The 26,026-nt window shown below is 60.7% G+C and carries 21 protein-coding genes and 2 pseudogenes; 7 read left to right on the forward strand and 16 right to left on the reverse strand.

Going from position 1 to position 26,026, the window contains the following annotated elements:
* Nucleotides 1–26: 26 nt before the first annotated feature.
* Nucleotides 27–115: pseudogene (locus M9924_00150) on the reverse strand.
* A gap of 305 nt (nucleotides 116–420) precedes the next feature.
* Between M9924_00150 and M9924_00155 the strand changes: the two are divergent.
* The 4 genes and pseudogenes from M9924_00155 (at nucleotide 421) to rimO (ending at nucleotide 3,193) form a co-directional block, all read left to right on the forward strand.
* Nucleotides 421–651 carry a helix-turn-helix domain-containing protein gene (locus M9924_00155; GenBank protein ID MCO5062807.1) on the forward strand — a complete coding sequence of 77 codons (231 nt, stop codon included), beginning with the start codon at nucleotides 421–423 and terminating at the stop codon, nucleotides 649–651.
* Between the two features lie 85 nt (nucleotides 652–736).
* Nucleotides 737–919, forward strand: a pseudogene (locus tag M9924_00160) (hypothetical protein).
* 156 nt (nucleotides 920–1,075) lie between these two features.
* Complete coding sequence (locus tag M9924_00165; GenBank protein ID MCO5062808.1) at nucleotides 1,076–1,771, forward strand: TerC family protein; 696 nt, start codon at nucleotides 1,076–1,078, stop codon at nucleotides 1,769–1,771.
* A gap of 105 nt (nucleotides 1,772–1,876) precedes the next feature.
* On the forward strand, nucleotides 1,877–3,193 hold the full coding sequence (gene rimO / locus M9924_00170; protein MCO5062809.1) for a 30S ribosomal protein S12 methylthiotransferase RimO: 1,317 nt from the start codon (nucleotides 1,877–1,879) through the stop codon (nucleotides 3,191–3,193).
* A 79-nt stretch (nucleotides 3,194–3,272) separates the two neighbouring features.
* On the opposite strand, the gene rpsD is transcribed toward rimO, so the two are convergent.
* The 4 genes from rpsD to M9924_00190 form a co-directional block, all read right to left on the reverse strand.
* The gene (gene rpsD / locus M9924_00175) at nucleotides 3,273–3,890 is read right to left on the reverse strand and encodes a 30S ribosomal protein S4 (GenBank protein MCO5062810.1); all 618 of its coding nucleotides are present in this window, start codon (nucleotides 3,888–3,890) and stop codon (nucleotides 3,273–3,275) included.
* A gap of 251 nt (nucleotides 3,891–4,141) precedes the next feature.
* Complete coding sequence (locus M9924_00180) at nucleotides 4,142–4,327, reverse strand: DUF3008 family protein (GenBank protein ID MCO5062811.1); 186 nt, start codon at nucleotides 4,325–4,327, stop codon at nucleotides 4,142–4,144.
* Nucleotides 4,328–4,380: 53 nt separating this feature from the next.
* The gene (gene murI, locus M9924_00185) at nucleotides 4,381–5,181 is read right to left on the reverse strand and encodes a glutamate racemase (GenBank protein MCO5062812.1); all 801 of its coding nucleotides are present in this window, start codon (nucleotides 5,179–5,181) and stop codon (nucleotides 4,381–4,383) included.
* Nucleotides 5,174–6,064: an RNA methyltransferase gene (locus tag M9924_00190; GenBank protein ID MCO5062813.1), complete on the reverse strand. Its 891-nt coding sequence runs from the start codon at nucleotides 6,062–6,064 to the stop codon at nucleotides 5,174–5,176. Before M9924_00190 ends, murI begins: the two co-directional genes overlap by 8 nt.
* A gap of 176 nt (nucleotides 6,065–6,240) precedes the next feature.
* Between M9924_00190 and M9924_00195 the strand changes: the two genes are divergently transcribed.
* Nucleotides 6,241–7,452, forward strand: coding sequence for an NADP-dependent isocitrate dehydrogenase (locus tag M9924_00195; GenBank protein MCO5062814.1), 1,212 nt, complete (start codon nucleotides 6,241–6,243; stop codon nucleotides 7,450–7,452).
* A 109-nt stretch (nucleotides 7,453–7,561) separates the two neighbouring features.
* On the opposite strand, the gene M9924_00200 is transcribed toward M9924_00195, so the two are convergent.
* The 3 genes from M9924_00200 to M9924_00210 form a co-directional block, all read right to left on the reverse strand.
* Entirely contained in the window at nucleotides 7,562–10,288 is a 2,727-nt protein-coding gene (locus M9924_00200; protein MCO5062815.1) for an SPOR domain-containing protein, read from the reverse strand.
* 90 nt (nucleotides 10,289–10,378) lie between these two features.
* A complete protein-coding gene (gene argS / locus M9924_00205; GenBank protein ID MCO5062816.1) occupies nucleotides 10,379–12,136 on the reverse strand; it encodes an arginine--tRNA ligase in 1,758 nt (585 codons plus the stop codon).
* 75 nt (nucleotides 12,137–12,211) lie between these two features.
* Complete coding sequence (locus M9924_00210; GenBank protein ID MCO5062817.1) at nucleotides 12,212–13,429, reverse strand: deoxyguanosinetriphosphate triphosphohydrolase; 1,218 nt, start codon at nucleotides 13,427–13,429, stop codon at nucleotides 12,212–12,214.
* Nucleotides 13,430–13,504: 75 nt separating this feature from the next.
* On the opposite strand from M9924_00210, the gene erpA reads away from it, so the two are divergent.
* Nucleotides 13,505–13,852: an iron-sulfur cluster insertion protein ErpA gene (gene erpA, locus M9924_00215; protein MCO5062818.1), complete on the forward strand. Its 348-nt coding sequence runs from the start codon at nucleotides 13,505–13,507 to the stop codon at nucleotides 13,850–13,852.
* 20 nt (nucleotides 13,853–13,872) lie between these two features.
* On the opposite strand, the gene M9924_00220 is transcribed toward erpA, so the two are convergent.
* Nucleotides 13,873–14,211, reverse strand: a complete 339-nt coding sequence (locus M9924_00220; GenBank protein ID MCO5062819.1) for a ribbon-helix-helix domain-containing protein — start codon at nucleotides 14,209–14,211, stop codon at nucleotides 13,873–13,875.
* Nucleotides 14,212–14,394: 183 nt separating this feature from the next.
* The gene (locus M9924_00225; protein MCO5062820.1) at nucleotides 14,395–15,882 is read right to left on the reverse strand and encodes a purine permease; all 1,488 of its coding nucleotides are present in this window, start codon (nucleotides 15,880–15,882) and stop codon (nucleotides 14,395–14,397) included.
* 120 nt (nucleotides 15,883–16,002) lie between these two features.
* On the opposite strand from M9924_00225, the gene xth reads away from it, so the two are divergent.
* The gene (xth, locus tag M9924_00230) at nucleotides 16,003–16,809 is read left to right on the forward strand and encodes an exodeoxyribonuclease III (protein ID MCO5062821.1); all 807 of its coding nucleotides are present in this window, start codon (nucleotides 16,003–16,005) and stop codon (nucleotides 16,807–16,809) included.
* A 2-nt stretch (nucleotides 16,810–16,811) separates the two neighbouring features.
* Here the strand turns inward: xth and M9924_00235 are convergent, their stop codons facing one another.
* The 6 genes from M9924_00235 to M9924_00260 all read right to left on the reverse strand — a co-directional run bounded on the left by M9924_00235 (nucleotide 16,812) and on the right by M9924_00260 (nucleotide 26,025).
* Complete coding sequence (locus M9924_00235) at nucleotides 16,812–17,606, reverse strand: sel1 repeat family protein (GenBank protein MCO5062822.1); 795 nt, start codon at nucleotides 17,604–17,606, stop codon at nucleotides 16,812–16,814.
* A 573-nt stretch (nucleotides 17,607–18,179) separates the two neighbouring features.
* Nucleotides 18,180–19,406 carry an outer membrane protein transport protein gene (locus tag M9924_00240; protein MCO5062823.1) on the reverse strand — a complete coding sequence of 409 codons (1,227 nt, stop codon included), beginning with the start codon at nucleotides 19,404–19,406 and terminating at the stop codon, nucleotides 18,180–18,182.
* 402 nt (nucleotides 19,407–19,808) lie between these two features.
* Nucleotides 19,809–22,592, reverse strand: coding sequence for a valine--tRNA ligase (locus M9924_00245; GenBank protein MCO5062824.1), 2,784 nt, complete (start codon nucleotides 22,590–22,592; stop codon nucleotides 19,809–19,811).
* A 124-nt stretch (nucleotides 22,593–22,716) separates the two neighbouring features.
* Nucleotides 22,717–23,409 (reverse strand): DUF2497 domain-containing protein, encoded by a 693-nt coding sequence (locus M9924_00250; GenBank protein MCO5062825.1) that lies wholly within the window; start codon nucleotides 23,407–23,409, stop codon nucleotides 22,717–22,719.
* 403 nt (nucleotides 23,410–23,812) lie between these two features.
* Complete coding sequence (locus tag M9924_00255; GenBank protein MCO5062826.1) at nucleotides 23,813–25,228, reverse strand: TolC family outer membrane protein; 1,416 nt, start codon at nucleotides 25,226–25,228, stop codon at nucleotides 23,813–23,815.
* Between the two features lie 125 nt (nucleotides 25,229–25,353).
* Nucleotides 25,354–26,025, reverse strand: coding sequence for a protein-L-isoaspartate O-methyltransferase (locus tag M9924_00260; GenBank protein ID MCO5062827.1), 672 nt, complete (start codon nucleotides 26,023–26,025; stop codon nucleotides 25,354–25,356).
* Between the last annotated feature and the right edge of the window lies 1 nt (nucleotide 26,026).

Genomic DNA, 26,026 nt, shown 5'->3' on the forward strand with positions numbered 1-26,026 from the left:
TCGGGCAGCGGCGCTTCTGAGAAAGATGGTGCGGGCGGTCGGACTCGAACCGACATATCCGTAAGGACGGCGGATTTTGAAGGGAATCGCGTCTTTCGTATTCCGCCATACCCGCCACAAACTCGCACCCGAGATCGCCCACATACCCGTTGCGCAGCACCTGCGCGGCACCTAGCGCATCAACGAAAGGCAATTCGGCCAACCCCGCCTATGTGGCCTCTATGGTATCCGTTTCTCCGACCCGAGCCGGGAACGTCTTTCGCGACGGTGAATGGCGCAGCATGTATGTCCGTGCGGCAGCGTGAGGCACCGGTTCCGGGCCCTTAAACTTAAACCCGAAGCGCCCCTCAACGAACTACCGCGATGATCAACTCAAGACGCGGCGGCAAGGCCTTGGTCGTGCTGCCGAAGGAGGCGGTAGTGCCAGATAGCAAATTCCTTACGCCTGACGAGGTGGCTCAGCGCTACCGAGGCGGTATTTCGGTTGGGACCTTGCGGAATTGGCGCGCGATGCGTCTCGGACCGTCCTTCGTCAAAATCGGCAAGGCCGTGCTCTACCCCCTCGATGAGCTTGATGCCTGGGATGAAAAGAATAAAGTGCAATGCCGTGCCCCCAAGGGACTCGGCGAGCACAGGGGTGATCACACGTGATGGTCACGTTCATGCATGATCAACCGCCCCCAGTCTCCGGCACCAGTCATCGCCAAATTTTGATTATTTACATGGGAATCAATGGGTTAGCGCGACGAAGAGCATGGTCCACAACCATCCCTCGGGCGACCCGACGCCGTCGAAGGCGGACATCGACATGACCCGGACAATCATCAATGTATGCAAGCCGCTCGGCATCGCGGTGCATGATCACATCATCGTGGGCAAGGCCGGCTATTCGAGCCTCAAGGGCCTCGCGCTCATCTGATGCCTGCAACCATTCCATACACATGCCGTTGCCCACTCTGCCAGGTCAGGAGCCTGACCTGCGCCGGTAGGTCAACGTATTTCAGTGAGCCGCTTGACGTGAAACAAGCTGACACGTTAGGGCCATCGCCAACGATAAGCGGGAGGTAAGCGCTATATGGAAATTTTCACCGCCGCCGGATTTTCCGCCCTGCTCCAGGTGATCGCAATCGATCTCGTTCTGGCGGGTGACAATGCGATCGTGATTGGGCTGGCCGCCGCCGGACTGCCGTCAGATCAGCGCAGGAAGGCGATCCTCGTCGGCATCGGCGCCGCGACGGTGCTGCGCATCGTCTTCGCGTTGATCACACAGAAGCTCCTGCAGATCGGTCCCATCCTGCTTATCGCCGGCGGTCTGCTGCTGCTCTATGTATGCTGGAAGATGTGGCGCGAACTGCGCGTTTCGCACGAGGAGGAGGAGGAAGCCACCGAAGCTCTCTCGGACGCGGACTACAACAAGGACGGTACGATTGCCGGCAAAGGTCACCGCAAGACCTTTGCGCAGGCCGCGATGCAGATCGTCATTGCCGACGTATCCATGTCACTGGACAATGTGCTGGCCGTCGCAGGCGCGGCGATGGATCATCCGACGGTGTTGATCATCGGCCTTGCGCTTTCCATCGCGTTGATGGGCTTTGCCGCCTCATTTATCGCGCGGCTGCTGCATCGCTATCGCTGGATCGCCTATTTCGGCCTGCTGGTCATTCTCTACGTGGCCATCGAGATGACCTTGAAAGGTGCTTACAGCCAATGGCCGGATCACCTTGCCATTTTGGGCAACTGGTTTGGAGCGCCCGGCATTACCGGCCACTGACGCGGATATTTTCTTGCGCGCCCAAGTGTGATACTGCGCCGCGCAACCGACAGAACATAAGGGCCGGACCGCGAGGTTCGGCCCTTGAGCATTGGAACGAAACCCATGTCCGCAGCCCCCCGCGTCAGCTTCGTGAGCCTTGGCTGCCCGAAAGCCCTGGTCGATTCCGAACGGATCATCACGCGCCTGCGCGCCGAAGGATACGAGATCGCCCGCAAGCATGACGGCGCCGACCTCGTGGTGGTCAACACCTGCGGCTTTCTCGATTCGGCGCGCGACGAATCGCTGAACGCCATCGGCACGGCGCTCAAGGAAAACGGCAAGGTCATCGTCACGGGCTGCATGGGCGCAACCCCCGACCTCATCCGCGACAAACATCCCAACGTTCTCGCGATCACCGGGCCGCAAGCCTATGAAAGCGTCATGGCTGCCGTCCATGAGGCCGCGCCGCCCGCGCACGACCCGTATATCGACCTGCTTCCGCCGCAGGGCGTGAAGCTCACGCCTCGCCACTACGCCTATCTGAAGATTTCGGAGGGCTGCAACAACCGCTGCACCTTCTGCATCATCCCTGCCCTGCGCGGCGATCTGGTTTCCCGCCCGGCGGCAGACGTGCTCCGCGAAGCGGAGCGGCTTGCGAAGGCCGGCGTGAAAGAAATCATGGTGATCAGCCAGGACACCAGCGCCTATGGCGTCGACATCAAATACGCCCCCAGCCAATGGGGCGAACGCGAAGTTCGCGCCAAATTCCTCGACCTGTCGCGAGAGCTTGGCGACCTCGGCATGTGGGTGCGCCTGCACTATGTCTATCCCTACCCGCATGTCGCGGATGTCATTCCGCTGATGGCGGAGGGCAAGGTGCTGCCCTATCTGGACATTCCGTTCCAGCACGCCTCGCCTGCGGTGCTGAAAAACATGCGCCGACCAGCCCACGGCGAAAAGACGCTGGAGCGCATTCGCGGCTGGCGTGAATCCTGCCCTGACCTTGCGATCCGCTCGACCTTCATCGTCGGCTTTCCGGGCGAGACGGATGAGGATTTCGACATGCTGCTCGACTGGCTGGACGAGGCGAAGATCGACCGCGCGGGCTGCTTCAAATATGAGCCGGTATCAGGCGCACGGTCGGAGGACATGGGCCTCGCGGCAGTGCCGCAGGAGGTGAAGGAGGCGCGCTGGCACCGCTTCATGCAGCGGCAGCAGAAGATCTCGGCGCAGCAACTCCGGAAGAAGGTGGGCAAGCGCCTGCCCGTCATCATAGACGAGGCCAACGGTACGTCAGCGAAGGGCCGGACGAAATATGACGCGCCGGAAATCGACGGCGCGGTGCATGTCGAGTCACGGCGTCCCTTGCGCAGCGGCGACATCGTGACGGTGAAGATCGAGCGTGCCGACGCCTACGATCTGTACGGGATCGCCGGATAAAGCGCTTCAAGCATTGCAAGCATGAAAAAAGCGGCCCTTGCGGGCCGCTTTTCGTATGAGTTGCGCGAAGCGAAAGTGCTCAGCGCGAATAGAATTCGACGACCAGGTTCGGTTCCATCTGGACAGCGAACGGAACGTCGCTCAGGCCCGGAACGCGGGCGTAGGTCGCGACCATCTTGTTGTGATCGACTTCGAGGTAGTCCGGCACGTCGCGCTCGGCGAGTTGGACCGATTCCAGAACCAGCACGAGCTGCTTGGACTTCTCGCGGACTTCGATGACATCGCCCGGCTTGCAGCGGTAGGAACCGATGTTCGTGCGCTTGCCGTTGACGTTGACATGGCCGTGGTTGATGAACTGGCGCGCCGCAAAAATGGTCGGCACGAACTTGGCGCGATAGACGATGGCGTCCAGCCGCGACTCCAGCAGGCCGATCAGGTTTTCCGAGGTATCGCCGCGACGGCGATCCGCTTCTTCATAGATCTTGCGGAACTGCTTTTCCGAGACGTCGCCATAATGGCCCTTGAGCTTCTGCTTCGCGCGAAGCTGCAAGCCGAAATCGGACAGCTTGCCCTTGCGGCGCTGGCCGTGCTGGCCGGGACCATATTCACGACGGTTGACCGGGGACTTGGGGCGGCCCCAGACATTTTCGCCAAGACGGCGATCGAGTTTGTATTTTGCCGATTCGCGTTTGCTCATCGCATTCCCTTTCAAAACATTGCGCCCGAAGCCGAAGCTCCGGGTGAAGGAAACGCGCCCTCCTCTGGTTTCCGTTTTCGAAACCTGACAGGATTTTCCGCAACGCTGCGGACAATCCACGGGACACGTCAGTGATCTCAGGACCTTGTGGCTCGTCTCCGTCAGGTCCTGAACCGACAAAAGCCAGCGCCGGGCTTTTCGACCCGGCGCGGCGTGGACATATGGGAAAGCGCGAGAAATGTCAAACGCGATCAGCTTTCCTTCTTTTTCGGCAGGCCCTTGCGACTGGTCTCCGCAAATTCCTCAAGCTGTTTCTCGCTCATGGAATCGTACATTTCCTTCGAAGCACCCTTCAACGCGCTCTTTTTCGTTTCGCCGCGCTTGGCGGAAAGCGCTGCGCCTGCCGCCTTCTGTTGCGCCTGTGATCTTGCGGGCATGGAAGCCTCCTGTCGTTGATGGCTGGAAACGCGGGCCGAAGCCGCCCGTTCCATCAATTGACGGAAAGTCCGAAGCCCTGCATGAGGCGGCGGGTCGCGAAATCGACGCTGCCGGAACTGAAAACCGCGATGTCGTGCATGTCCTTGGGAGGCGCGGCATGCTCGCCGGGGTTCACCTCGCCCAAAAGGGAGAGCGTGCGCCGGGCAATGGCCTCGCCGGAATCGATCCAGTCCACGGGCCATGGGGCCATCTTGCGCATGCGGTTGATCAGGAAGGGATAGTGTGTGCAGGCGAGCACCACAATATCCGTGCGAAGGCCGTCCTTCTCGACAAAGCAGGGTTCAATCTCCGTGCGTACGGCGTCCTCGTCGACGAAGCCCTCGCGCATGTAGATTTCCGCCAGCCGCGCGAGTTGCATCGAGCCGACAAGGCGCACATGGCACTGTCCTGCCCATTTGCCGATCAGGTCGCGCGTATATTGCCGCTTCACGGTTCCGGGTGTGGCGAGCACGGAAACGAGGCCGGTGCGCGTGCGCTCCGCCGCGGGCTTGATCGCCGGCACGGTGCCGACAAAAGGCGTCTGCGGATAGGCGGCGCGCAAATTGGCCAGCGAAAGCGTCGAGGCCGTATTGCACGGAATGACCGCGAGTTGCGGGCGATATCGCCTTATGAGGTCGCCGAACAGGGCAATGATGCGATCGTTCAGCGCGTGCTCGTCCCAATCGCCATAGGGAAAGGCTGCGTCGTCCGCGAAATAGACGAAGCGGCGATCCGGCATCAGCACCCGCGCCTCGCGCAGCACGGTCAGCCCGCCGATTCCGGAGTCGAACATCAGAATGGGTCGGTTAGCCATGTTTGATGTTCCGTTTGCTCATCGCCGCCTTGCCTCGCTCGGACAGCGGCGCGGGACCTTCGCCATGCGCGGCGCGATCCGCGACGGCCTTGCGGTCGGGATAGCCACTACCGCGCGGCTGCTTCGGGGAAAAATAGTCGAGCGAGGCGAGAATGCCTCGCAACACCTTCAGTTCCGGTTCCGCAAAACCTGGCCGGGTTAGTACGGCCCGCAGATTGTCCACCATCTTGGCTTTCTTCGCAGCCGGGCGGAAATAACCTCTCGCCTCCAGCGCGGCCTCCAGATGTTCGAAAAAACTGTGCAGTTGCGCCTTCGAGGCAGGCTCCATCACGTCGGTTCTGAACGCGGTGTCGGTTTCGGCTGCGAGGCCGGACTTCATCCACTCATAGGACATGAGCAGGACTGCCTGCGCGATGTTCAGCGAAGCGAAAGCGGGATTGACCGGAAAGGTGACGATCTCGTCCGCAAGCCCCACCTCCTCGTTGAACAGGCCGAATTTCTCGCGCCCGAACAGGATGCCGAGTTTCTGGCCGTCGTTCGAACGGGAGCGCAGCTCCCGCGCCGCCTCGACCGGGCCACGCACCTGCTTGAAGCCGTCGCGCTCCCGCGCGGTTGTGGCGAAAACGAACTGCAGGTCCGATACCGCATCGGCCAAGGTTTCGAACACCGCCACATTGTCGATGACGTGATCGGCCTTGCTGGCGGCCGCCCTCGCCCGCTCGTTCGGCCAGCCGTCGCGCGGCTTGACGAGGCGCAACTCGGACAGGCCGAAATTCGCCATGGCGCGCGCCACCATGCCGATGTTTTCGCCGAGTTGCGGCTCAACCAGAATGATGGCGGGACCGCCCGTCATCAATGTCCTGTCGCTGTCTGTTCCGGCCATGTCCTGCGCCTGCATGTCGATTGCGGCTATTGAGCGGTCGGATGCCACATCCGCGCTGCGAATTGAAGTGCCTCAGCACTTGGTCGCAACATTGCACAGCGCGTTTGCACGCATTGGACCGCTTTGCTATAGGCCGGGTTCAATTCAAAAATTCCGCGGACGCACGAGGCTTTTTCATGGCGAAGATCAAGGTGGCCAACCCTGTCGTTGAACTGGACGGGGATGAGATGACCCGCATCATCTGGCAGTTCATCAAGGACAAGCTGATCCACCCGTATCTCGACGTCAACCTCGACTATTACGACCTCAGCATCGAGAACCGCGATGCAACCAGCGATCAGGTGACGGTGGACGCCGCAAACGCGATCAAGAAATATGGCGTCGGCGTAAAATGCGCGACCATCACGCCGGACGAGGCCCGCGTCGAGGAATTCAGCCTCAAGAAGATGTGGAAATCCCCTAACGGCACGATTCGCAACATTCTCGGCGGTGTGATCTTCCGCGAGCCGATCATCATGAAGAACGTGCCGCGCCTGGTGCCCGGCTGGACCAAGCCGATCATCGTCGGACGCCACGCTTTCGGCGACCAGTACAAGGCGACCGATTTCCGCTTCCCCGGCAAGGGAAAGCTGACGATCAAATTCGTCGGCGACGACGGGCAGGTGATCGAGCACGAAGTCTACGATGCTCCGGGCGCAGGTGTCGCGCTTGCAATGTACAATCTGGACGAGTCGATCCGCGAATTTGCACGCGCTTCGTTGAACTACGGCCTGCTGCGTGGCTATCCGGTCTATCTGTCCACCAAGAACACCATTCTCAAAGCCTATGACGGGCGCTTCAAGGACATTTTCCAGGAGGTGTACGAGAAGGAATTCGAGGCGGAGTTCAAGGCGCGCAAGCTCTGGTACGAGCACAGGCTGATCGACGACATGGTGGCGTCGAGCCTGAAATGGTCGGGCGGTTATGTCTGGGCCTGCAAGAACTATGACGGCGACGTGCAGTCGGACACGGTGGCGCAGGGCTTCGGTTCGCTCGGCCTGATGACATCAGTGCTGATGACGCCGGACGGCAAGACTGTCGAGGCCGAAGCGGCCCACGGCACCGTGACGCGCCACTATCGCCAGCATCAGAAGGGCGAGGAAACATCCACCAATTCCATCGCATCGATCTTTGCATGGACGCGCGGGCTCGCGCATCGCGCAAAGCTCGACGACAACGCAGCGCTCAAACAATTTGCGGACACGCTGGAAAAGGTCTGCATCCAGACCGTCGAGTCCGGCTTCATGACCAAGGATCTGTCGCTGCTGATCGGACCGGATCAACCCTGGCTTTCGACGACCGGCTTCCTCGACAAGGTAGACGAGAATTTGCAGAAGGCGATGGGGTAGCACAGCCTCTTTCCCAGAACCAAAAAAGGCGCACCCCGGTGCGCCTTTTTTCATATGAAAACGCGGGCCTGGCGGCCCGCGTTCATGTTTGCTCAGAAAGCGTATTCGATCAGGATTTCGTCACGAAGCACTTTCCGCCAGCGGACTTGAAGCTGTTGCACATGCCGGCTGCGGCATCCCGCGATTCGGCTGGGATACGGATGCGCCAGAAGGTACCCTTGCCCGCAACATCGGCCTTGATGATGTTGACGCCCTTGCCTTCAAGCACGTTCCCATAGCGACCCAGCATCTTCTGGTAGGTTGCCTTGGCGGCTTCCTCGCTCGATTCAGACGCAATCTGCATCGTCCACCCGCCATCGACTGCCGGTTGCGGCGTGATCGAAGCAGTCTGTTCCTGCGCGACCTCGACCGGGGCGGCTGCCTGATCGGCGTCCGGCTCCCCGTCGATCGCATCGGCAACCGCATCGTCCGAGTCGACAGGCGTCGCTGCGGCATCGTTCTGCTTGTTCGAGCTGGCGTCCTGCGTCTGGGGCTGGACCTCTTCGCGAGGTGCGAGCGAGCCGTCGGGCTTGACCACCATGGTGCGAACCTTGCGCGGTGCAACCGCCAGCGCCTCGCCATCGGCGGACTGCGCAGCTTCGGCGCCGGGCGGCACGATGCGGTCTTCGGATTTGGATGCACCGTCAACAGCCAGCGCAACATCGTCATCGGCGTTGTCGGGGAGTTGATCCGGCAGATCAACCGGCTCTTCCGTGTTGCTTATGAGCGTTTCCTGCGTCGGACCGCCATCACCGCCGGTACGCGCAACCGTCTCATAGACCTTGCTTTCCTGATTCGGCGCGGTGGCGCCGCCGGGATTCTCCGGACGAACCTTGAACGGCTCCTGATCAGCCTTGACCAGTTCCGGCGCGCTGCCCTGCGCGTCGCCCATCATCGACATTGCAACTGCTCCAGCAACGCCGAGGATCGCGACGCCGCCGACAATCGCGGCAATCAGCAATCCGCGACGCTTTGGCTGTTGATATGTCGGCTGCTGATAGGCAGCGGGAGCAATATCGTCCTCGAATTCGCCATCGAGATCGAAATCGTCCATCGCCGCGCTGTCGAAATCGTCGAAGGCTTCCGCGAGGTCGTCTTCGGTCAGGTCAATACGGATATCGTCTTCGTCCTGGTGCGCGCTCGCAGGTGCCGACTGCCGATAGGCTGCCGGCGCGGCGGCTTGCCTTTCCTCAGCGGCATGCGAAACATGCGACGGCGTCTCGTAGGCGGAAGAAGCTTCCGCTGCGCGGTATGCTTCCCGTGCGGCCACAATCTGCTCGTGTGCCGTAAGCGGCGGCTGCGCCGGGTAGGCCTGTGCGGTGTGTTCCTGAGCGTAGCTCGCGCCGGACGGTGCGTGCGACACTGACGATTTATGCGAAGACATGTCGGCGCGCGGCGCAACAGGTGCCGGCGCGGTCATCGGACGGTGCGCAACAGGGGCCGGCTGCGGCACGCTCATCTGCTGGAGCAGATTGTTAAACTCGGTGTCGAGATCGTCCACCGGCTGAACGACCGGAGGCTCTTCAACCGGCTCGGCTTCCGGAATATCCAGATCGTAGCCCACGGCAACGACGCGGTCGGGGACATCGACGGTTTCGATTTCGGGAGCATGGCTCGCAACGACGGGCCGCGGTGCCTCCACGTGCGGAGTTTCGACGCGCGGCGAAGGCGTTTCAATGACCGGCGCAGGGACCGGCGCAGGCGCGGTCGGGCGCGGCGCCGCAGAGCGCTGCACTTCCACGCGGTTGATCTGCGGGGTTGCACGAGAGAATTGTAGCGGCGTGGAACGCCAGGAATCATTGGGCTCGGATACGCGGTACTTCTGCGCCATAGCGGCTAACATCGCAAACGGGTCATCTTCTTCTGCGGCAGCCGGCTCCTGCGCCTTGACTTCGGCGGCAGGTTGCATGTCTTCGGCTGCGACGGCTATTTCATCTTCGGCTTCGGCCTCGATTTCCGCCTCGATCGCCTCGACGGGCGCGGGCTCCTCAATCTCCTCCGGCTGCGCCGCCTGTTCGGCCACAGGCTCGGGCACCCTGTCGAGGGCCTCGGGCTCGGGGAATCCGAACGTCACGGACAAATCATCTTCCGCATCGGCCATTGTGACCGAAGGCTGCGCGGGCGCGTGCTCTTGCGGAACGCTGTTTTGGGCAACGGCGGCAAGCTGCTCCGCGCTCGTATCGAGGATTTCGTGCTGGGACTGATTGCCCAGCAGGGCATTGAATTCCGCTTCCAGTTCGGCTTCGTCAGCAGGCTCGGCATCGGCCAGCACAGGCGCAACGACCTCGGGCTGGGGTTCTTCGATCAGCGATTCGATCGGGCTAAGCTTGATGACCGGCACGTCCTCCTCTTCCGGGGAAGATGACGCAGCCATAAGCTCGGCCTCCATCAGATCAGACTGACGGTCGAGGGCCTGGCGCTGAAGCACGAGCGCGGGCTGCTCAACCTGCTCGGCAACGGCCTCTTCTATCGCCTCTTCGATCGCCTCTTCCTGCTCGTCGTCGGAATTTGCGGCGAGCGGGGGCAGCGGAGCCTCAAATGACGGGACGTTGTCCTGCCGTGGAGCAGCGTTGTTTTCATATTCGTCTTCGCCGAACTCGTGAATGAGCTCCCGTTCGAGGTCGATGCTGAATTCCTCAACCGACGACATCTGCGCAGCATTTTTGGCGCCGCCTTCGGCCCGGCGCGGATCGAAACCCATAATGCGCGTCAATTCGGCAAAGGGATCGGCGGAGGGCAGGTCGGAATCCTTCAGGTCTTCGCGACCCGCATTCGCACCCGATGTTTTTTCAGCCATGTCTCTCTCGCACTCATGTTACACGGTTACAGAGGCATTTTGCGGCCCCTACCAGCGCAATGTGGGCAAAAGGTGACAGATGATCCTTTGCTAACGCATCTCGGAGGGGGCATCCGCCCCGATCAACGTCAGACCCGACGTCAGGACATCGGAAACCGCCTGCACCAGTCCCAATCTGGCTAGAGTCAATTCTGCATCGTTAACCTTAACAAAGCGTAAGCCTATATTCTCGGTGCCTCGATTCCAATGTGCATGGAAGGTGCTGGCCAGATCATACAGGTAAAATGCGAGCCTGTGCGGCTCGTGCGCCTGCGCTGCGGATGCGACCAGCCGGGGATATTCCGCGAGCTTCCTGACCAGCGCGATCTCGCCCTCATCCGTCAGCCTGCCGACCTCCTTGCGCAGCGTTTCGCGGTCGACCGCTAGGTCGGGGAAATGTTCGCGCGCCTGGCGAAACACCGAATGGCAGCGTGCGGAAGCATATTGCACGTAGAAGACCGGATTGTCCTTGGACTGCTCCGTCACCTTGGCGAAATCGAAATCCAGCGGGGCGTCGCTCTTGCGATAGAGCATCATGAAGCGGATCGCATCGCGGCCAACTTCCTCCACCACGTCACGCAGCGTGACGAACTCGCCCGCCCGCTTCGACATGCGCACAGGCTCGCCGTCCCGGAACAGCTTGACCAGGTTGCAAAGCAGGATGGACACTTTCAGCGCACCGCCCGAGAGGGCACGACCAAGCGCCTCCATGCGCTTGACATAACCGCCATGATCCGCGCCGAGCACGAACACCGTTTCCTGAAAGCCGCGTGCAATCTTGTCGGCGAGATAGGCGACGTCGCCCGCGAAATAGGTGAAGGAGCCGTCCGACTTGACCAGCGGGCGGTCGAGATCGTCGCCCACGGCGGTCGAACGGAACAAGGTCTGCTCGCGATCCTCCCAGTCCACCGGCTTCTCCCCCTTCGGCGGCGGCAGCGTGCCCTTGTAGACATGGCCCGCAAGCGTCAGCTCGTTAATGGCCGACCTGATCTTCTGCGCGCCATCCGCATGAAGCCTGCGCTCCGAAAAGAACACCTCGTGATGGACGTTCAGCAGGGCAAGGTCCTCGCGGATAATCTCCATCATGGCCTCGATCGCGCGTTCCTTGGCGATGTCCAGCGCCTCATCGTCGGGCTTCTGCAAAAGGGAGCGGCCAAATTCCTTCGCGAGGGACTCGCCCACGGGCACAAGATAGTCGCCCGGATAGAGGCCGGAGGGTATTTCGCCGATGTCCTCGCCCAAAGCCTCGCGGTAGCGCAACAGAACAGACCGGCCCAGAACGTCGATCTGCGCGCCCGCATCGTTGATGTAGTATTCCTTGGTCACGTCATAGCCGACGAAGGCGAGCATGTTGGCAAGCGTATCGCCGACCACCGCGCCCCGGCAGTGGCCCACATGCATCGGCCCGGTCGGGTTGGCGGAGACATATTCAACATTCACCTTGCGCGACTGGCCGAGCGTTGAGCGTCCGTAGTCCTGCCCTTCCGATAGCACGCCAGACAGAAGCGATTGCCAGAAGCCGTCCGCCAGTTTCAGGTTGACGAAACCCGGCCCCGCCACTTCGGCGCGCACGATATCCGGGTCCTTAGACAATTCCGCGACGAGGCGTTCGGCGAGCGCGCGGGGATTTTCGCCCGCCGGTTTCGCGAGCACCATTGCCGCATTTGTAGCAAGGTCACCATGGCTCGCGTCGCGCGGGGGCTCGACCGCTATACGTGAAAGATCGAGCGGCGCACCGTCCTTCGATGCGATGCCCAGACCTTCTACAATTCTGGTAACCCGACCCGTGAAGTCGGCGAAGATATTCATGAGACTACCGGACAAATTTTGCGTGGACCACGCGCGCCATTCCTTCATGGACGGCGCGCAATCATGCGGGCGGAGCTATCCCAAATCCGGCGTGCGGTCAAACAAACGCCGGTGTTCCTTGAGTGCAAAGGTGTCCGTCATCCCGGCGAGATAGTCCGCGATGTGGCGCGCCCTGCCCTCCTCCGGCATATCGCGCGGCAGCTCGCGCCAGCCTTCGCCCATCAGTGCGGGGTCGGCGAAATAGGCGTCGAACAGGTCGCGCACCACCTGCTCCGCCTCCTCCCGAACGGCCATGACAGCGGGGTTGCGGTACAGATTGGCGTAGAGGAAGCGCTTGAGCTGCCGCTCCTCAGCGGCGGTTTTCCCGGAGAACCGGACAAGCGTTTCGCCAGCATCCCGCACGTCGTCGGCGCTCAGCGGTGCGATCCGCTCCAGGTTTTCAGAGGTCGTCAGGATGACATCCTCGACCATCGCGGTGATCTGGCGCCGCACCAGTTCGTGCGCCGTCCTTGCAGGATCGAGGGCAGGATAGCGGCCGCGCACGTCCGACAGGAGCCGTGCCGGCATCTCCGCTTGTTCCAGCATGTCCAGCGAAAGCAGGCCGGATCGCAGGCCGTCATCAATGTCGTGGGCGTCATAGGCGATGTCGTCGGCTATCGCGGCACACTGCGCCTCTAGGCCCGCATGGCGCGCAAGCTCCAGATCGAAACGGGCGCTGAAGGAAAGGATCGGCTGCGGCACCGGCCCTTTCAGCCCCTGCCCGGCGCGATCGGTCAGCGGCCCGTTGTGCTTGACGAGCCCTTCCAGCGTTTCCCAGGTCAGGTTGAGGCCGTCAAATTCCGCATATCGCCGTTCGAGCGCCGTCACGATCCTCAGCGACTGGGCGTTGTGGTCGAACCCTCCCCAACGAGAAAGCCGCTCGTTCAAGGCATCCTCTCCGGTGTGGCCGAACGGCGTGTGGCCGAAATCGTGCACGAGGGCGATGGCTTCGGCCAGATCCTCATCGCAGCATAGCGAACGCGCCAATGCACGCGCGACCTGTGCCACTTCGATGGAGTGGGTCAGCCGTGTGCGGTAGTGGTCGCCCTCATGGGCGATGAAAACCTGCGTCTTGTGCTTGAGGCGCCGAAACGCGGTCGAATGGATGATGCGATCCCGGTCTCGCTGGAAAGGCGTGCGCGTCGGGCTTTCAGGCTCCGGATAGAGCCGCCCGCGCGAACGGGCCGGATCGCAGGCATAGGGTGCGCGCGGACGGTAGCCGAAGCCGATGCCGTGCTTGTCGAGTTCGCCCACTTCTCCCGCCCTCCGGTTGACTTGGACAGAGGCGCTTCATACCTATTGTACAGAAGCCAATGCAAGGTGGGCGCGATGGGCGCGGATGCAAAGTCAAACATGAAGGTTGAACTGACCGAGGCGGCGGCCAAACGCATCGCCAGGATCGTTTCTGGCGAACCGGGCAAGACGGCGCTGCGCGTATCCGTCGAAGGCGGCGGATGTTCCGGCTTTTCCTACAAGTTCGACCTGGTGGAATCCCGCAACGAGGACGATGTCGCCATTGAGCGCAATGGCGCAACCGTCCTGATAGACGACCTTTCGCTCGTCTACATGGGCGGATCCGTGATCGACTTCGTGGATGATCTGATGGGGCAGTCGTTCCAGATCAGGAATCCGAATGCGGTCGCGTCCTGCGGCTGCGGGACGAGCTTTTCAATCTGACAGTGCGAAAGAGCGGCGTTTCAGCCGCTCTTTTGGCCTTTCCCCGGCTGCGGTTCGCGCAGCATCGCATTCTGCTCATCCAGCCATTTCAGGCATGTCACCCTGATGGCGGATGTCAGGTTGCCGGACTCCCCATGCTCGAGCACGATCTCTTCGATCAGCGCTCCCATGGTGATCTTGCGGCTTTCCGCCATGCGTTTGAGCGTCGTCCAGAAGATTCGCTCAAGCCTGATACCGCGTCGCACATTGCCGCGTGCGACGACCCGGAATTCAGGTGAGAATGGATCCTTTTCTGGCGATGCCGGCTTTAGTCCCCCGTCTTGTTCAATACTCATTTGGCTCGACCGTGTTTGCCCCAAGCCTCCTCGCAGGGCTTTGTGGACGGCGGCGCGAGGTAGCTCAATACCGCCTTATGGTTAGTAAGGCGTAGGGACAAATTGTACTTTCCTCTTTTGGGGAAGGTCTAGATATAACCCAATAAACAAAAGAAAGCCCTTTCGGGCTTCCTCATAAATAACGATCTATATTATTGTATATACTTCCTAGTGCGCCTCGGCGGCCATGGCAGCTTCGCGAACGTCGGCTTCATCCAGCTTTGTTCCATTGAAATACGCATTGAGCGCGACGGAAGAGATCGTCGCCAGCAGGATGCCCGATTCGATGAGGGGATGAATCGCGTGCGGCAGCCACATCATGTAGGTCGGCGCAATCAGCGGAATCATGCCCATGCCGAGCGACACCGCGACGACGAACAGATTGTTGCGGCGGTGTTTGAAATCGACATTGGACAGGATGCGGATGCCGGTTGCGGCCACCATGCCGAACATCACGAGGCCCGCCCCGCCGAGCACGAATGTCGGAAGGCTTTCCACCAGAGCGCTCATTTTCGGGATCAATCCGAATATCACCAGAATGACCCCGGCAGCAACGCAGACGAAACGGCTCTTCACGCCCGTCACGCCCACCAGCCCGACATTCTGCGAGAAGGAGGTGTAGGGGAACGTGTTGAAGATGCCGCCGATCACGGTTCCCAGACCATCGGTCCGCAGCCCCGCCGAAAGGCTCTGCGGCGTGATCTTGCGCTCCACAAGGTCGCTCAGCGCCAGAAACATGCCTGTCGATTCGATCAGCGACACGATCATCACCAGCACCATTGTGGCAATCAGGATCGGATCGAAGATCGGCGTGCCGAAATGGAAAGGCGTGATGACCGCGAACCAGTCGGCCTTCGCTACATTGTCGAAATGCATCATGCCGAGGAGGCCGGTCACCACCCCGCCGATGACGATGCCGAGCAGCACGGCGATGTTGGAAACGAAGCCACGCCCGTATTTCGCAATGAACAGGATCGAGGCAAGCACGAGGACCGAAATGCCGATATGCGACAGCGGGGCATAGGCCGGATTGTTGACCGTGGCCGCAAGCTGGAGCCCTGCCGGAACCGGCGGCAGGTTCGATGCGCCGCCATCCGCCAGCGCCTGCACGGATTTGAGCCATTCCACATGCTCGGGGGACACAAGCTTCGGCGCGGTCGGCCCGACCGGCACGCCGAACACCCACTGTATGCCCACCCGCATCAGCGTCACGCCGATGACGAGGATGATGGTGCCGGTCACCACCGGGGGAAAGAAACGCAGCATCCTGCCGACCAGCGGCGCCAGGAATATGCCAATGATGCCCGCGCCGATGATGGAGCCGAAAATCAGGCGTGCGCCATCCGGCCCGGGATTGGCTCCGGCCATCGCAACCATCGGACCGACCGCCGCGAAGGTGACGCCCATCATGACCGGCATCTTGATGCCGAACCATTGCGTGACGCCGAAGGACTGTATCAGCGTGACGATGCCGCAGCAGAACAGATCCGCCGAAATGAGAAAGGCCACGTCGTGCGGCTCCAGGTTGAGCGCGCGACCGACAATGAGCGGTACGGCGATTGCCCCTGCATACATGACGAGAACATGTTGAATGCCCAGCGTGGCAAGGCGTGGCAGTGGCAATACCTCATCCACAGGATGAACTGTTGACGTCATCGGTGCTCTCCCGGTTTAATCCTGCGGGCGTCTGGCTGCTCAAGCCGCAGGATGGCGGAGAATGACCAAGAAGCGGTGCGCCGACTATCAAGAAGTGTTTGAATAATTCGCGAGATTCGCATGAAAATCGTCACCTGGAACATTAACGGAGTCAGGGCCCGACTTGGCAATCTTACGCATTGGCTGGGAGAGAGCCAGCCCGATATTGCATGTCTCCAGGAAATAAAAACCGTAGACGAGCAGTTCCCCCGCGCCGAGGTCGAAGCGCTTGGCTACAATGTCGAGACGCACGGGCAAAAGGGATTCAACGGCGTCGCCATCCTGTCGAAACTGCCGTTCGACGAGGTCAACCGGGGTTTACCGGGAAATGGCGACGACGAACAGGCGCGGTTCATCGAAGGCGTGTTCTCGACAGATCGCGGGGCGCTGCGCGTGGTCTCGCTCTACCTTCCGAACGGCAATCCCGTCGATAGTGAAAAGTTCTCATACAAACTGTCTTGGATGGAGCGGCTGGAGAACTGGACGAAGGAACGGCTCGCGCTGGAGGAGCCACTTGTCCTTGCAGGTGACTACAATGTCATTCCCGAGCCGCAGGACGCGCGCCATCCCGAAAACTGGCTGGGTGACGCGCTGTTTCAGCCGGAGACGCGGCGGGCATTTCGACGGCTCAAATCGCTCGGACTGACGGAAGCGGTCCGCGCCGTCACGGACGCCAGCGACGTTTATACGTTCTGGGACTATCAGGCAGGCGCATGGCAGAAGAACAACGGCATTCGGATCGACCATCTTCTGCTGTCGCCCGAGGCCGCCGATCACCTTGTGTCGGCTTCCATCGAGAAGCATGTGCGCGCGTGGGAGAAGCCCTCGGACCACGTTCCGGTTGCAATTGAACTGGACCTGAGATTGCCGCTGAAGGCAGTGGCCTGAACTCAGCGCTGATCGTCGAGCGAAAATTCGTCGGCGCGGTCGATTGCCTTGCGGCGAATGCTTTCCTCGGTGACCGCGAACGCCTCTTCCTGCATGCTGCGGATCCACGGACGGTCGCTCGGCTCCGCGCGCTCCAGCGCCGTGGTCATCATCGCCAGCCCGTCAACGACCTTGCCGCTTTGGAACAGCAGGTTGCCGAGCATCGCGCGCGCGCCCTCGTGACCGTTCTTTGCCGCAAGCTTCAGCCAGCGACCGGCCAGCCTCAGCTTGGAGGGAGAGGATTCCGCCCTCTGCAGATACATCTTGCCGACTTCAAACTGTCCGATCGGACTGCCGTAATTGGCTGCGCGCTGGAAATATTCGCGCGCCGCATCAGGGTCGGCCAGCACCGGGGTGCCCGGTATGCCGTCCTGCACGTAGCGCCCCATCTCGGCGAGCGCATCGCCGACAAAGCGTTCGTCGCTGCTGCCGGGCTCGACATCGCGGCTGACAATCTCGGCGAAATACTTGTAAGCCTCGTAGTCGTCGCGTGTTACACCGTCACCTTCGGCATACATGCGCGCAAGTTTCCATGTCGCGCCGATCTGCCCCTGCTCCGATGCGTCACGATAGGCCTGAATCGCCTGATCCTTATGCCCGCTCTTGTAGGCGGTGAAACCAAACTTGAAGACATCCCACGGACTGGACTTTTCAGTAACAGCGCCTTCCTGCGCCCGCGCGACCTCCACGCCGCCCGCCAGGCAGCCGGCAAGCGCCGCAGATATAAAGGAAGAATGCAGGACCTTCGCCAAACTCATGCGCACGTGCTTCCGCCTAAACGGCACGCAAACGATGTTCGCCTGCATCCGTCCGGCGCTCCCACAAATAGCATATCGAGCAGCCGGGACCCCCGGATGCTCTTGTTCCTGACGAAGATGCTCGAGATTTTCGGCCAAAGTGCGGCCCGGAACGGTCGGGCTTAGGGCGGACGTATGGAGAAAGTCGGACGAGACCGGCGTCGCGCGCGCATCCCCCTGCCGGCGGCACGCGGCGGCAAACGCTTCCCGACGCCAAGCGACGCCTTTCGCGTTTCCGATTTTAGAGAAGGCCCTCGCGCTCATGTCATCCGCGCCGCAATCGCGACTTTTCCTGTTGTGCCAACCGTCAGGCATATGTTCAAGGAACGTCGTTACCTTGCGTTCCATACCTATTCGGGTGCGCGCGGTTTATGGCGGGAAAACGGCAAATGCGTCCGGCGACAGCGATCCGCGCCGCTGCTCCTTTCCAGATGTTGCTGAATCGTCACAAGTCTGTTTCCCGGGACCCAAAAGCCAAAGCCCGGCTGGAAGCCGGGCTTTGCTTGATCTCGATGGGCGTGGAGCGCGCTCAGCCTACCACTTGATGGCGTATCCAATGCTGCCGGCGAGCGCCCAGGCGGAGTCCACTGCCTGGTCGAACGCCGGTTCGAACGCGTTCGGATTGAGGCCGTATTTCGTTTCCTCAGCAGAGGCGATGTAGCTCAGGCCGCCGCCAATGCGCAACTCGCCACCGAGCTTGTCCTTGAATAGCGCGCCTGCGGAGAACGTGTAAGTGTCGCTGGTCAGGTCGTAACCGGTCGAAACACCACTGTCATAAGTGAACGATGCAAGGCCCGATACGGTCTCGTTGAATTTGTGCGCGAGACCACCGGTGAAGGTCCAGCCGTCCTTCCAGTAGAACTCGTCGACGGTAATCGGGAAATTGCCGATGGCCGATCGGACATCCAGCGTCGTGGTCTTGCTCCAATTGGTCCACTTAATGGCGCCGAAAGCCAGCCAATCCTCTGCAATGCCGGACTGGAGCTTCACCTCGAAACTCTCGGGCAAGTTGCCGACGCCGATCGCCTGGACCGGAACTTGAGCCGTCGGATTGGCGGCGGCAATTGCAGCAAAGGGATTTGCCGCATTGGGAATGCCCTGGCTCGCCAGCGCGCCGTAGAGCACAGCCGCCGGAGCGATCACCATGCCGTCCGCGCCATACTCCGTGCCCGAGCGATACATGCCCTGCGCGCGGAACGCGATTTCCGGGATTTCATAGGCTGCGCCGACGCGAAAGCCGTATTCGGTTCCGGCCAGATCGAGCGATGCGTCGCCAAACACCCCGTAGTAATTTTCGCGATGGTAGTCGAGCTTCTCCATGAACGCGCCGCCGATCAGCCAGACGCGCCCCTTGCCAACGTCGAACTTGTAGCCACAGGTCGCGGCGGATTCATAGGTGGTGAATTCTTCGAGCAGCTTGCCGCTCGCCGTCGGAAAATCGTACTTCACCGAACCGCCATTGTTCATGACATGCGTCAGGCCGCAGCGGAAATCGTCAACGATGTTGAACTTCACGGCCAGGGAGGGAACGACGTAGTCTTCCGTGTATCTCGTACCATTCAACGCAGGGTTGGGATTGGACGAAAATTCACGCCTCGGGCTGACATAGGTCACACTCGAGCGCATGTTGAAGTTGCCGTCTTCATAGATGATGTCGGTATCTGCCGAGCCGCGGCTGAACCCGCCGGCATTCGCTGTTCCCACAATCGCCAAAGACAGGCAGGTCGCGCCCAGCAGCGATTTCAGAAGCAGTCTGTTCATTGAAGGTCCTCTCCCCTGGGCATTCAGTGCTGTGGAGTGTGCACGGCTGTTGGACGATCTTGCAATGCAGAATGTGGCCACAAGGCTTTACCAGATATTAATCGGAGGCCTCAGGGAAAGCGTTGCACAGAGGTAAGAAGCCAAGAATCCTGCAAAATGGACATGAATCGCAGTGGCAGTTGCTAAAATCTGCGGTTGAAAATGCCAATATGGCAGTAAACTGCCTGAATTTCGCGTGCCCACGCAGCTTTTGTTACATTATGGCAACATTGCGGCCCAAAAATGCTATAAGCTAATCTATGACGTTGCGTCACGCACAGTCGTGACGTTGGGGCATGCTCGCGCATAGGTAGAAGAATGCGCTGCGGCGAGCCTCGACTCAGCCGCAGCGTCGAACCGGATTCATACGGCTTCCCGCAATCTGCCCAAAGCGATCGAGAGTTTCGACTGGGATGAGCGGAACTCGTCCAGCTTTTCGCGCTCGGCTGCGACGATCTCATCCGGCGCCCCGGCCACGAACTTCTCGTTCGAAAGCTTCTTTTCGATGCGTGCGATTTCGTCTGCAACCTTGCCGGATTCCTTCTCCAGCCGGGTCGTTTCCGCTTTAACATCGATCAGCGTGCCGAGCGGAAGGCAGAAGGTTGCCTCGCCCAATACGATCTGGGCTGCGCCCTTCGGAGACAGTTTCGCAAAATCGATGTCGCCAATGCGCGCCAGCCGCCGGATTGCCGCATCGTGCCTTTCAAGACGGGCCGCAGTCGCCTCATCCGCGTCGACCACGACCAGAGGCGCGATAGCCGCCGCGGGCACATGCATTTCAGACCGGACCGAACGAATTTCCGACACCAGGTCGATCAGCCAGTTGATCTCGGCAGCAGCCGCCTTGTCCTCAAAGCTTGGCTGCGGCCATGTCGCGTGACAGAGCAGCGTCGACCGCTCCTCGCCCTCCGGCGCGGTGAGCGCCCAAAGCTCTTCCGTCATGAACGGCATGAAGGGATGCAGGAGCTTGAAAATCTCGTCCAGCACATAGGCGACGCAAGCCTGGCTTTCGGCCTTGGCGGCCTCGTCGTCACCCATGAAAACGGGCTTCAGCAGTTCCAGATACCAGTCGCAGAACAGATTCCACACGAACCGATAGGCCGCACCCGCCGCCTCGTTGAAACGATAGGTGGTGATGCCGTCCGTCACCTCTCGCGTGGCACGCGAGAGTTCGGTCAATATCCAGCGGTTTATCGTCAGCTTCGCTTCGTTCAGCCAGACCGTATCGTCTCGCTTCACGCCGTTCATCTGTGCGAAGCGGGTGGCGTTCCAGAGCTTGGTGCCGAAATTGCGGTAGCCTGCAATGCGCGCCGGATCGAGCTTCACGTCCCTGCCCTGCGCGGCCATGATGGCCAGCGTGAAGCGCAGTGCATCCGCGCCATATTCGTCGATCAGGTCGAGCGGATCGATGACGTTGCCCTTCGACTTGGACATCTTCGCGCCGTTCTTGTCACGCACCAGCGCATGCACATAGACCGTGTGAAAAGGCTCCTCGCCCGTGAAATGCAGCCCCGTCATCATCATCCGGGCGACCCAGAAGAAAATGATGTCGAAGCCGGTCACGAGCACGCTGGTTGGATAATAGGTTTCAAGCTCCGGGGTTTTGTCCGGCCAGCCGAGCGTCGAAAACGGCCACAGGGCCGACGAAAACCACGTGTCGAGCACATCTTCATCGCGCGTGAGAATGTCGCCCGGTTCAAAATTCTCCAGCTTTTCCTCGACCCAGGCCTTCCACGGTCCTTCATGAGCGAGATAGTGCTGGATGGCCGCATCCAGCGCTTCCTCTTCCGTCCGCTCGACAAAGGGGTGGCCGTCCGGCCCGTACCAAGCGGGGATCTGGTGACCCCACCAAAGCTGGCGCGAAACGCACCACGGCTGGATGTTTTCCATCCAGTCGAAATAGGTTTTTTCCCAGGTTTTCGGGACGAATTTCGTGCGGCCCTCGCGAACAGACCGGATCGCGGGCTTCGCAAGTTCCGCAGCGTTGACATACCACTGGTCGGTGAGGAACGGCTCGATCGGCACGCCGCCGCGGTCGCCATGCGGCACCATGTGCCGATGCGGTTCGATCTTTGCCAGATATCCGCCCTCTTCCATCATCTCCACGACAAGCTTGCGGGCGGCGAAACGGTCCTTTCCGTGCAGCTTTTCCCACAATTGAAGGCGTTCAGGCGTCTGTTCAATTCCGGCCAGGAAATCGTCATTTTCGATGATGTCGATGGCCGCATCGACGGTCAGGATATTGATCGCCGGCAGATTGTGACGCCTGCCGACCTCGAAGTCGTTGAAATCATGCGCGGGCGTGATCTTGACCGCCCCGGTACCCTTCTCCGGATCGGAATACTCGTCCGCAACGACAGGGATGCTGCGCCCCACGATGGGCAATACGACGTTCTTTCCGACCAGTGCCTCATAGCGCCCATCTTCAGGATGAACCGCGACGGCGGTATCGCCCAACATCGTTTCGGGCCGCGTAGTGGCGACCGTGAGAAAGGTGCTTTCATCGTCAGGATCGAAGGTTTTGCCCTCGATGGGATAGCGGAAATGCCAGAGATTGCCGTTAAGTTCGACTTGCTCGACCTCAAGGTCCGAAATCGCCGTCAGGAGTTTGGGGTCCCAATTGACGAGACGCTTGTCCTTGTAGATCAGCCCTTCCTTGTAAAGCGTTACAAATACTTCGATAACCGCCTTCGAAAGGCCCTCGTCCATGGTAAAGCGCTCGCGCGACCAATCGCAGGACGCACCCAACCTCTTGAGCTGGTTGACGATCATGCCTCCCGACTCGGCCTTCCATGTCCAGACGCGGTTGACGAAGTCCTCGCGCGCGAGGTCGCGGCGGTGAACCTGCTTTTCCATCAGTTGACGCTCAACAACCATCTGCGTGGCAATGCCAGCATGGTCCATGCCCGGCTGCCAGAGCACATTCTTGCCGCGCATGCGTTCGAATCGAACCAGAATGTCCTGCAGCGTGTTGTTCAGCGCGTGGCCCATATGAAGCGAGCCGGTCACATTGGGCGGAGGAATGACGATGGTGAAAGCCTCCGCGCCCGGCTCGGCGCCGGCTCCCGCGCGGAAGGCATCCGCGTCCTGCCAAAGTTTGCCAATGCGTGGCTCGACGGCCTTCGCGTCATATGTCTTTTCGAGCATAGATATCAGTCCGGTTCTGTTGGCCCGATGTAATGCGAAAGGCACAAGGCCGCAACAAGGCAGACTGCCCGGAAACGCAAACGCCGCCCGAAGGCGGCGTCCGCGTCCCCTTTCAACCGAAATTCTAGTCTGCGCCGCGCGCGACCCGCTCGATTTCCTCGCGCACGAGGCGTTCAACCATCGTGGGAAGATTGTTATCAAGCCATTCCTGCAACATGGGACGCAGCATTTCTTCCGCGATCTGGTCAATCGAACGACGGCGGCTCGCGGCGAGCGCTTCACTCAACTCGGTAAACGAAGCGGCAATTTGCTTTTCTGCAACGTGAGATAGGATTGAGGACTTATGGTCGGCTTGTTCGGGAGCAGAAGCGGTCTCAGTCGGAGCCGCGCCTGGCGCAGCGGGTGCAGTACCGGCGGCCCTGCCGCCCGTGATCATAATGCTTGCGACCGTAGCTGCGCGCGCACCAGATGGCGCCTCTGGAGTTTCTCGCGGCGGGGACGCTGGCTGTGACTGAACGATTCGGGCTTCGACGTGCTGGCGCCCAGCCTCCGGCAAGGTCGCAGCCTTCGGCATTGTGGACGCCGCCGGTGCAGGCGAATCCGAACCTGCGACGACTGCCGGGGCCTCAACGCTGCGTTGAGCAATGGCCGCAGGAGCGACGTCGCGAACCTCGTCCATATCTATAATGAAATCCTCGAGAGAAAGCGCCAGTTCATCGCCAGCGGCCTGAACTCTCTGTTCCGGCGTCAGGTTGCTTTCCACCCGGTCGCGACCGGTCGCGCCTGCAAAAGCGCTCGGCTCGACCGGGTCAACCATTGGTATGTCCCTGCTCAACTCCGGAGCCGGAGGCAACGGGCGGCGCAAAGCATCGTTCGCCGCAGGGCCGATGACGACGGGGTCATGATCGCCATGCGCTTCGGCGGGCCTGCGGGCCTCTTCGCCTTCCTCAATGATCCTGCGGATAGAGGCGAGTATCTCTTCCATTGTTGGATCGCGTTGTGCGCTTGACTGTGCCATTCTTTCCGCCTGACAGCTTCCCGCCGAATATACCCGGCCCGAATCACTGAAACCAGCGTAGCTGACGCAACGGCGAGATAGAATCGTCAATATGTTGTCAGGAAAAATATCAACAGGCTAAGCGTGCCGGGTCGGGTTGGTCATTGATCCCGGGCCAGACCGGACCATGGTCGCATCGCAGGCGACCATGGCCGACGACGGATCACCTTCCGTCAGGTGTCCGCAGGCCGATCCACTTGTCCTTGACCGCGCGGTAGTGCTCCTGCGGATCGTACTCCGCAACGCTGAGGCCAAGGCGCTTTACGGTAAGACGACCCAGCGCCGACAGAATAGCGTAGGACGCGACCACGACGTCGTGCTCGTCGCTGACGAGATTGATCTGCGCTTCGATGACATCGGCCTGCGCGTCGAGCACGTCCAAAGTGGTGCGCTGACCCACATTGCGCTCTTCGATCACGCCGTTGAGGGCGAGGCGCGCCGCCTCCACAACTGAGCGTTGCGCACGCACGCCTTCAGTCGCGGACACATAGCTCGCCCAGGACGATGACACCGCATTGCGTACGGTGTCGCGATTGACGTCGACATCGATCCGGGCCTTGCCAAGGTTTTCCTTAGCCTGCCGAACTTCCGCCGATGTGCGTCCGCCCTGATAGATCGGGATGGTGAGCTGTGCACCGATCTGTGCGTTTCGCGACCATGTGTTGGATTCGCTGTCGATACCACCTGTTTGCGAACCCGAATAATCGCGGCTGATGCCGGCGAATGCGTCAAGTTGAGGCAGGATCGCCCCTTCAGCGGATTTCACGCCATAGTCGGCTGCGTCAACAAGGTGCTTGCTCGCCAGGATCGCAGGATGCTCTTCGAGCGCAATGGCGATGGCACCGTCCTCGGATTTGGGAAGCAACTTGCTCAAGGGAGAAGCAGCAGCCAGTTTGCCCGGCTTCTCACCAATAAACTCCCGATAATTTGCAGAGCTTTGCGCCACCCGCGCGCGCGCATCGCTCACAAGCGCGACGGCATTCGCGCGAGACGCCTCGGCCTGCGCCACGTCGGTGCGCGTTCCCTCGCCCACTTCGAAGCGGGAATTTGCGGCGCGAACCTGTTCATTGAGGAATGCGAGATTCTGTTCTGTCAGCGCTGCGATCTGACGGTCGCGGATGACGTCCATGTAGGCTTGCGCGGCATTGAACAGGGTTGTCTGTTCGGTGTTCCGCAAGCTCTGGTTTGAGGCGTAAACCTGCGCGACGGCTGCCGCAACGTTGTTGCGCGTCTGAAACCCGTCAAACAACATCTGGCGCAACTGGACGCCGACGCCCCCGCTCGTCGAATTGGTGGTGCGCGGCGTAACGCCTCCAACGCCATTGGAAAACATGCGGTCGCGCCGCGTGTTCGTGTAGGATATGTCTGCGCTGCCGGCAATTTGCGGGCGGTATCCCGACTTGGCCAACGGAACGCTTTCATCCGTGGCGCGCACGCTCGCGCGCGCGGAATTCAGCGAGGAATTGAACTGATATGCCTTGGACAACGCGCCGGTGATTGTTTCTGCAAAGGCGGGCGTCGCCATCGCTGTGGAGAACGCCAGGAAGGTCGCAAACAGTCTTTTTCTCATCGACACCAGGATCGATCCCTCATTCAATTACGCAGTCGCATGGCCCCAAAGGATTTGCCCGATCTTAATCGCAAGCGCAAATCAATCGAGCCGGGAAGGCAACACGTCACGACAAAATATGCAACCGAAACAGTTTAGAATTCAAAACCACGAACGATTTCAAAGCCGGGAAGTGGCTTAATTGCCGCATTGAATGCGTATCTGCCTGTCACCTTCCCACCCGTCTTTAGATAGATTCGCGCCTTGCCGGCGTTTCCGTACCCCTCGACGGCAACCAGCCGCCCCCCTTCTTTCAACTGGTCCAGAAGCGCGCCCGGCACCGCGCCGACGGCCCCTTCAAGGATGATTGCATCATAGGGCGCTTCGGCAGGATAGCCCTCCTGCAACGGCCCTTCGACCACCGCGACATTGTCGCAGCCAAGCGCGCTCAACGTTTCGGTCGCGCGGCGCGCCAGCTCGGCATCCGATTCGAGCGCGATCACCTGGCCGGAGAGGCGAGACAGCACTGCCGAGGAGTAGCCGGTCGCGCAGCCGACATCCAGAACAAGGTCCGACGGCTGGATTTCAGCTAGCTGCACCAGCTTCGCGAAGGGAGAGGATTCCATCAGGAAACGCGGAGCGCCGCCCTCGCCTTCGGTCAGGGCGATATCCTCATCGATATAGGCGAGCGATTTTACCCGCTCGGGGACAAACTCTTCCCTCGGAATTTCCAGAAGCGCCGAAATTATGGCGAGATCGGTGACATCGGTGGTGCGCACCTGACCGTCCACCATCTTCACGCGCTGCCCGGTATAGTCGATGTTCATG

The organism is Rhizobiaceae bacterium, from assembly GCA_023953835.1.
Classification (GTDB): Bacteria; Pseudomonadota; Alphaproteobacteria; order Rhizobiales; family Rhizobiaceae; genus Mesorhizobium_G.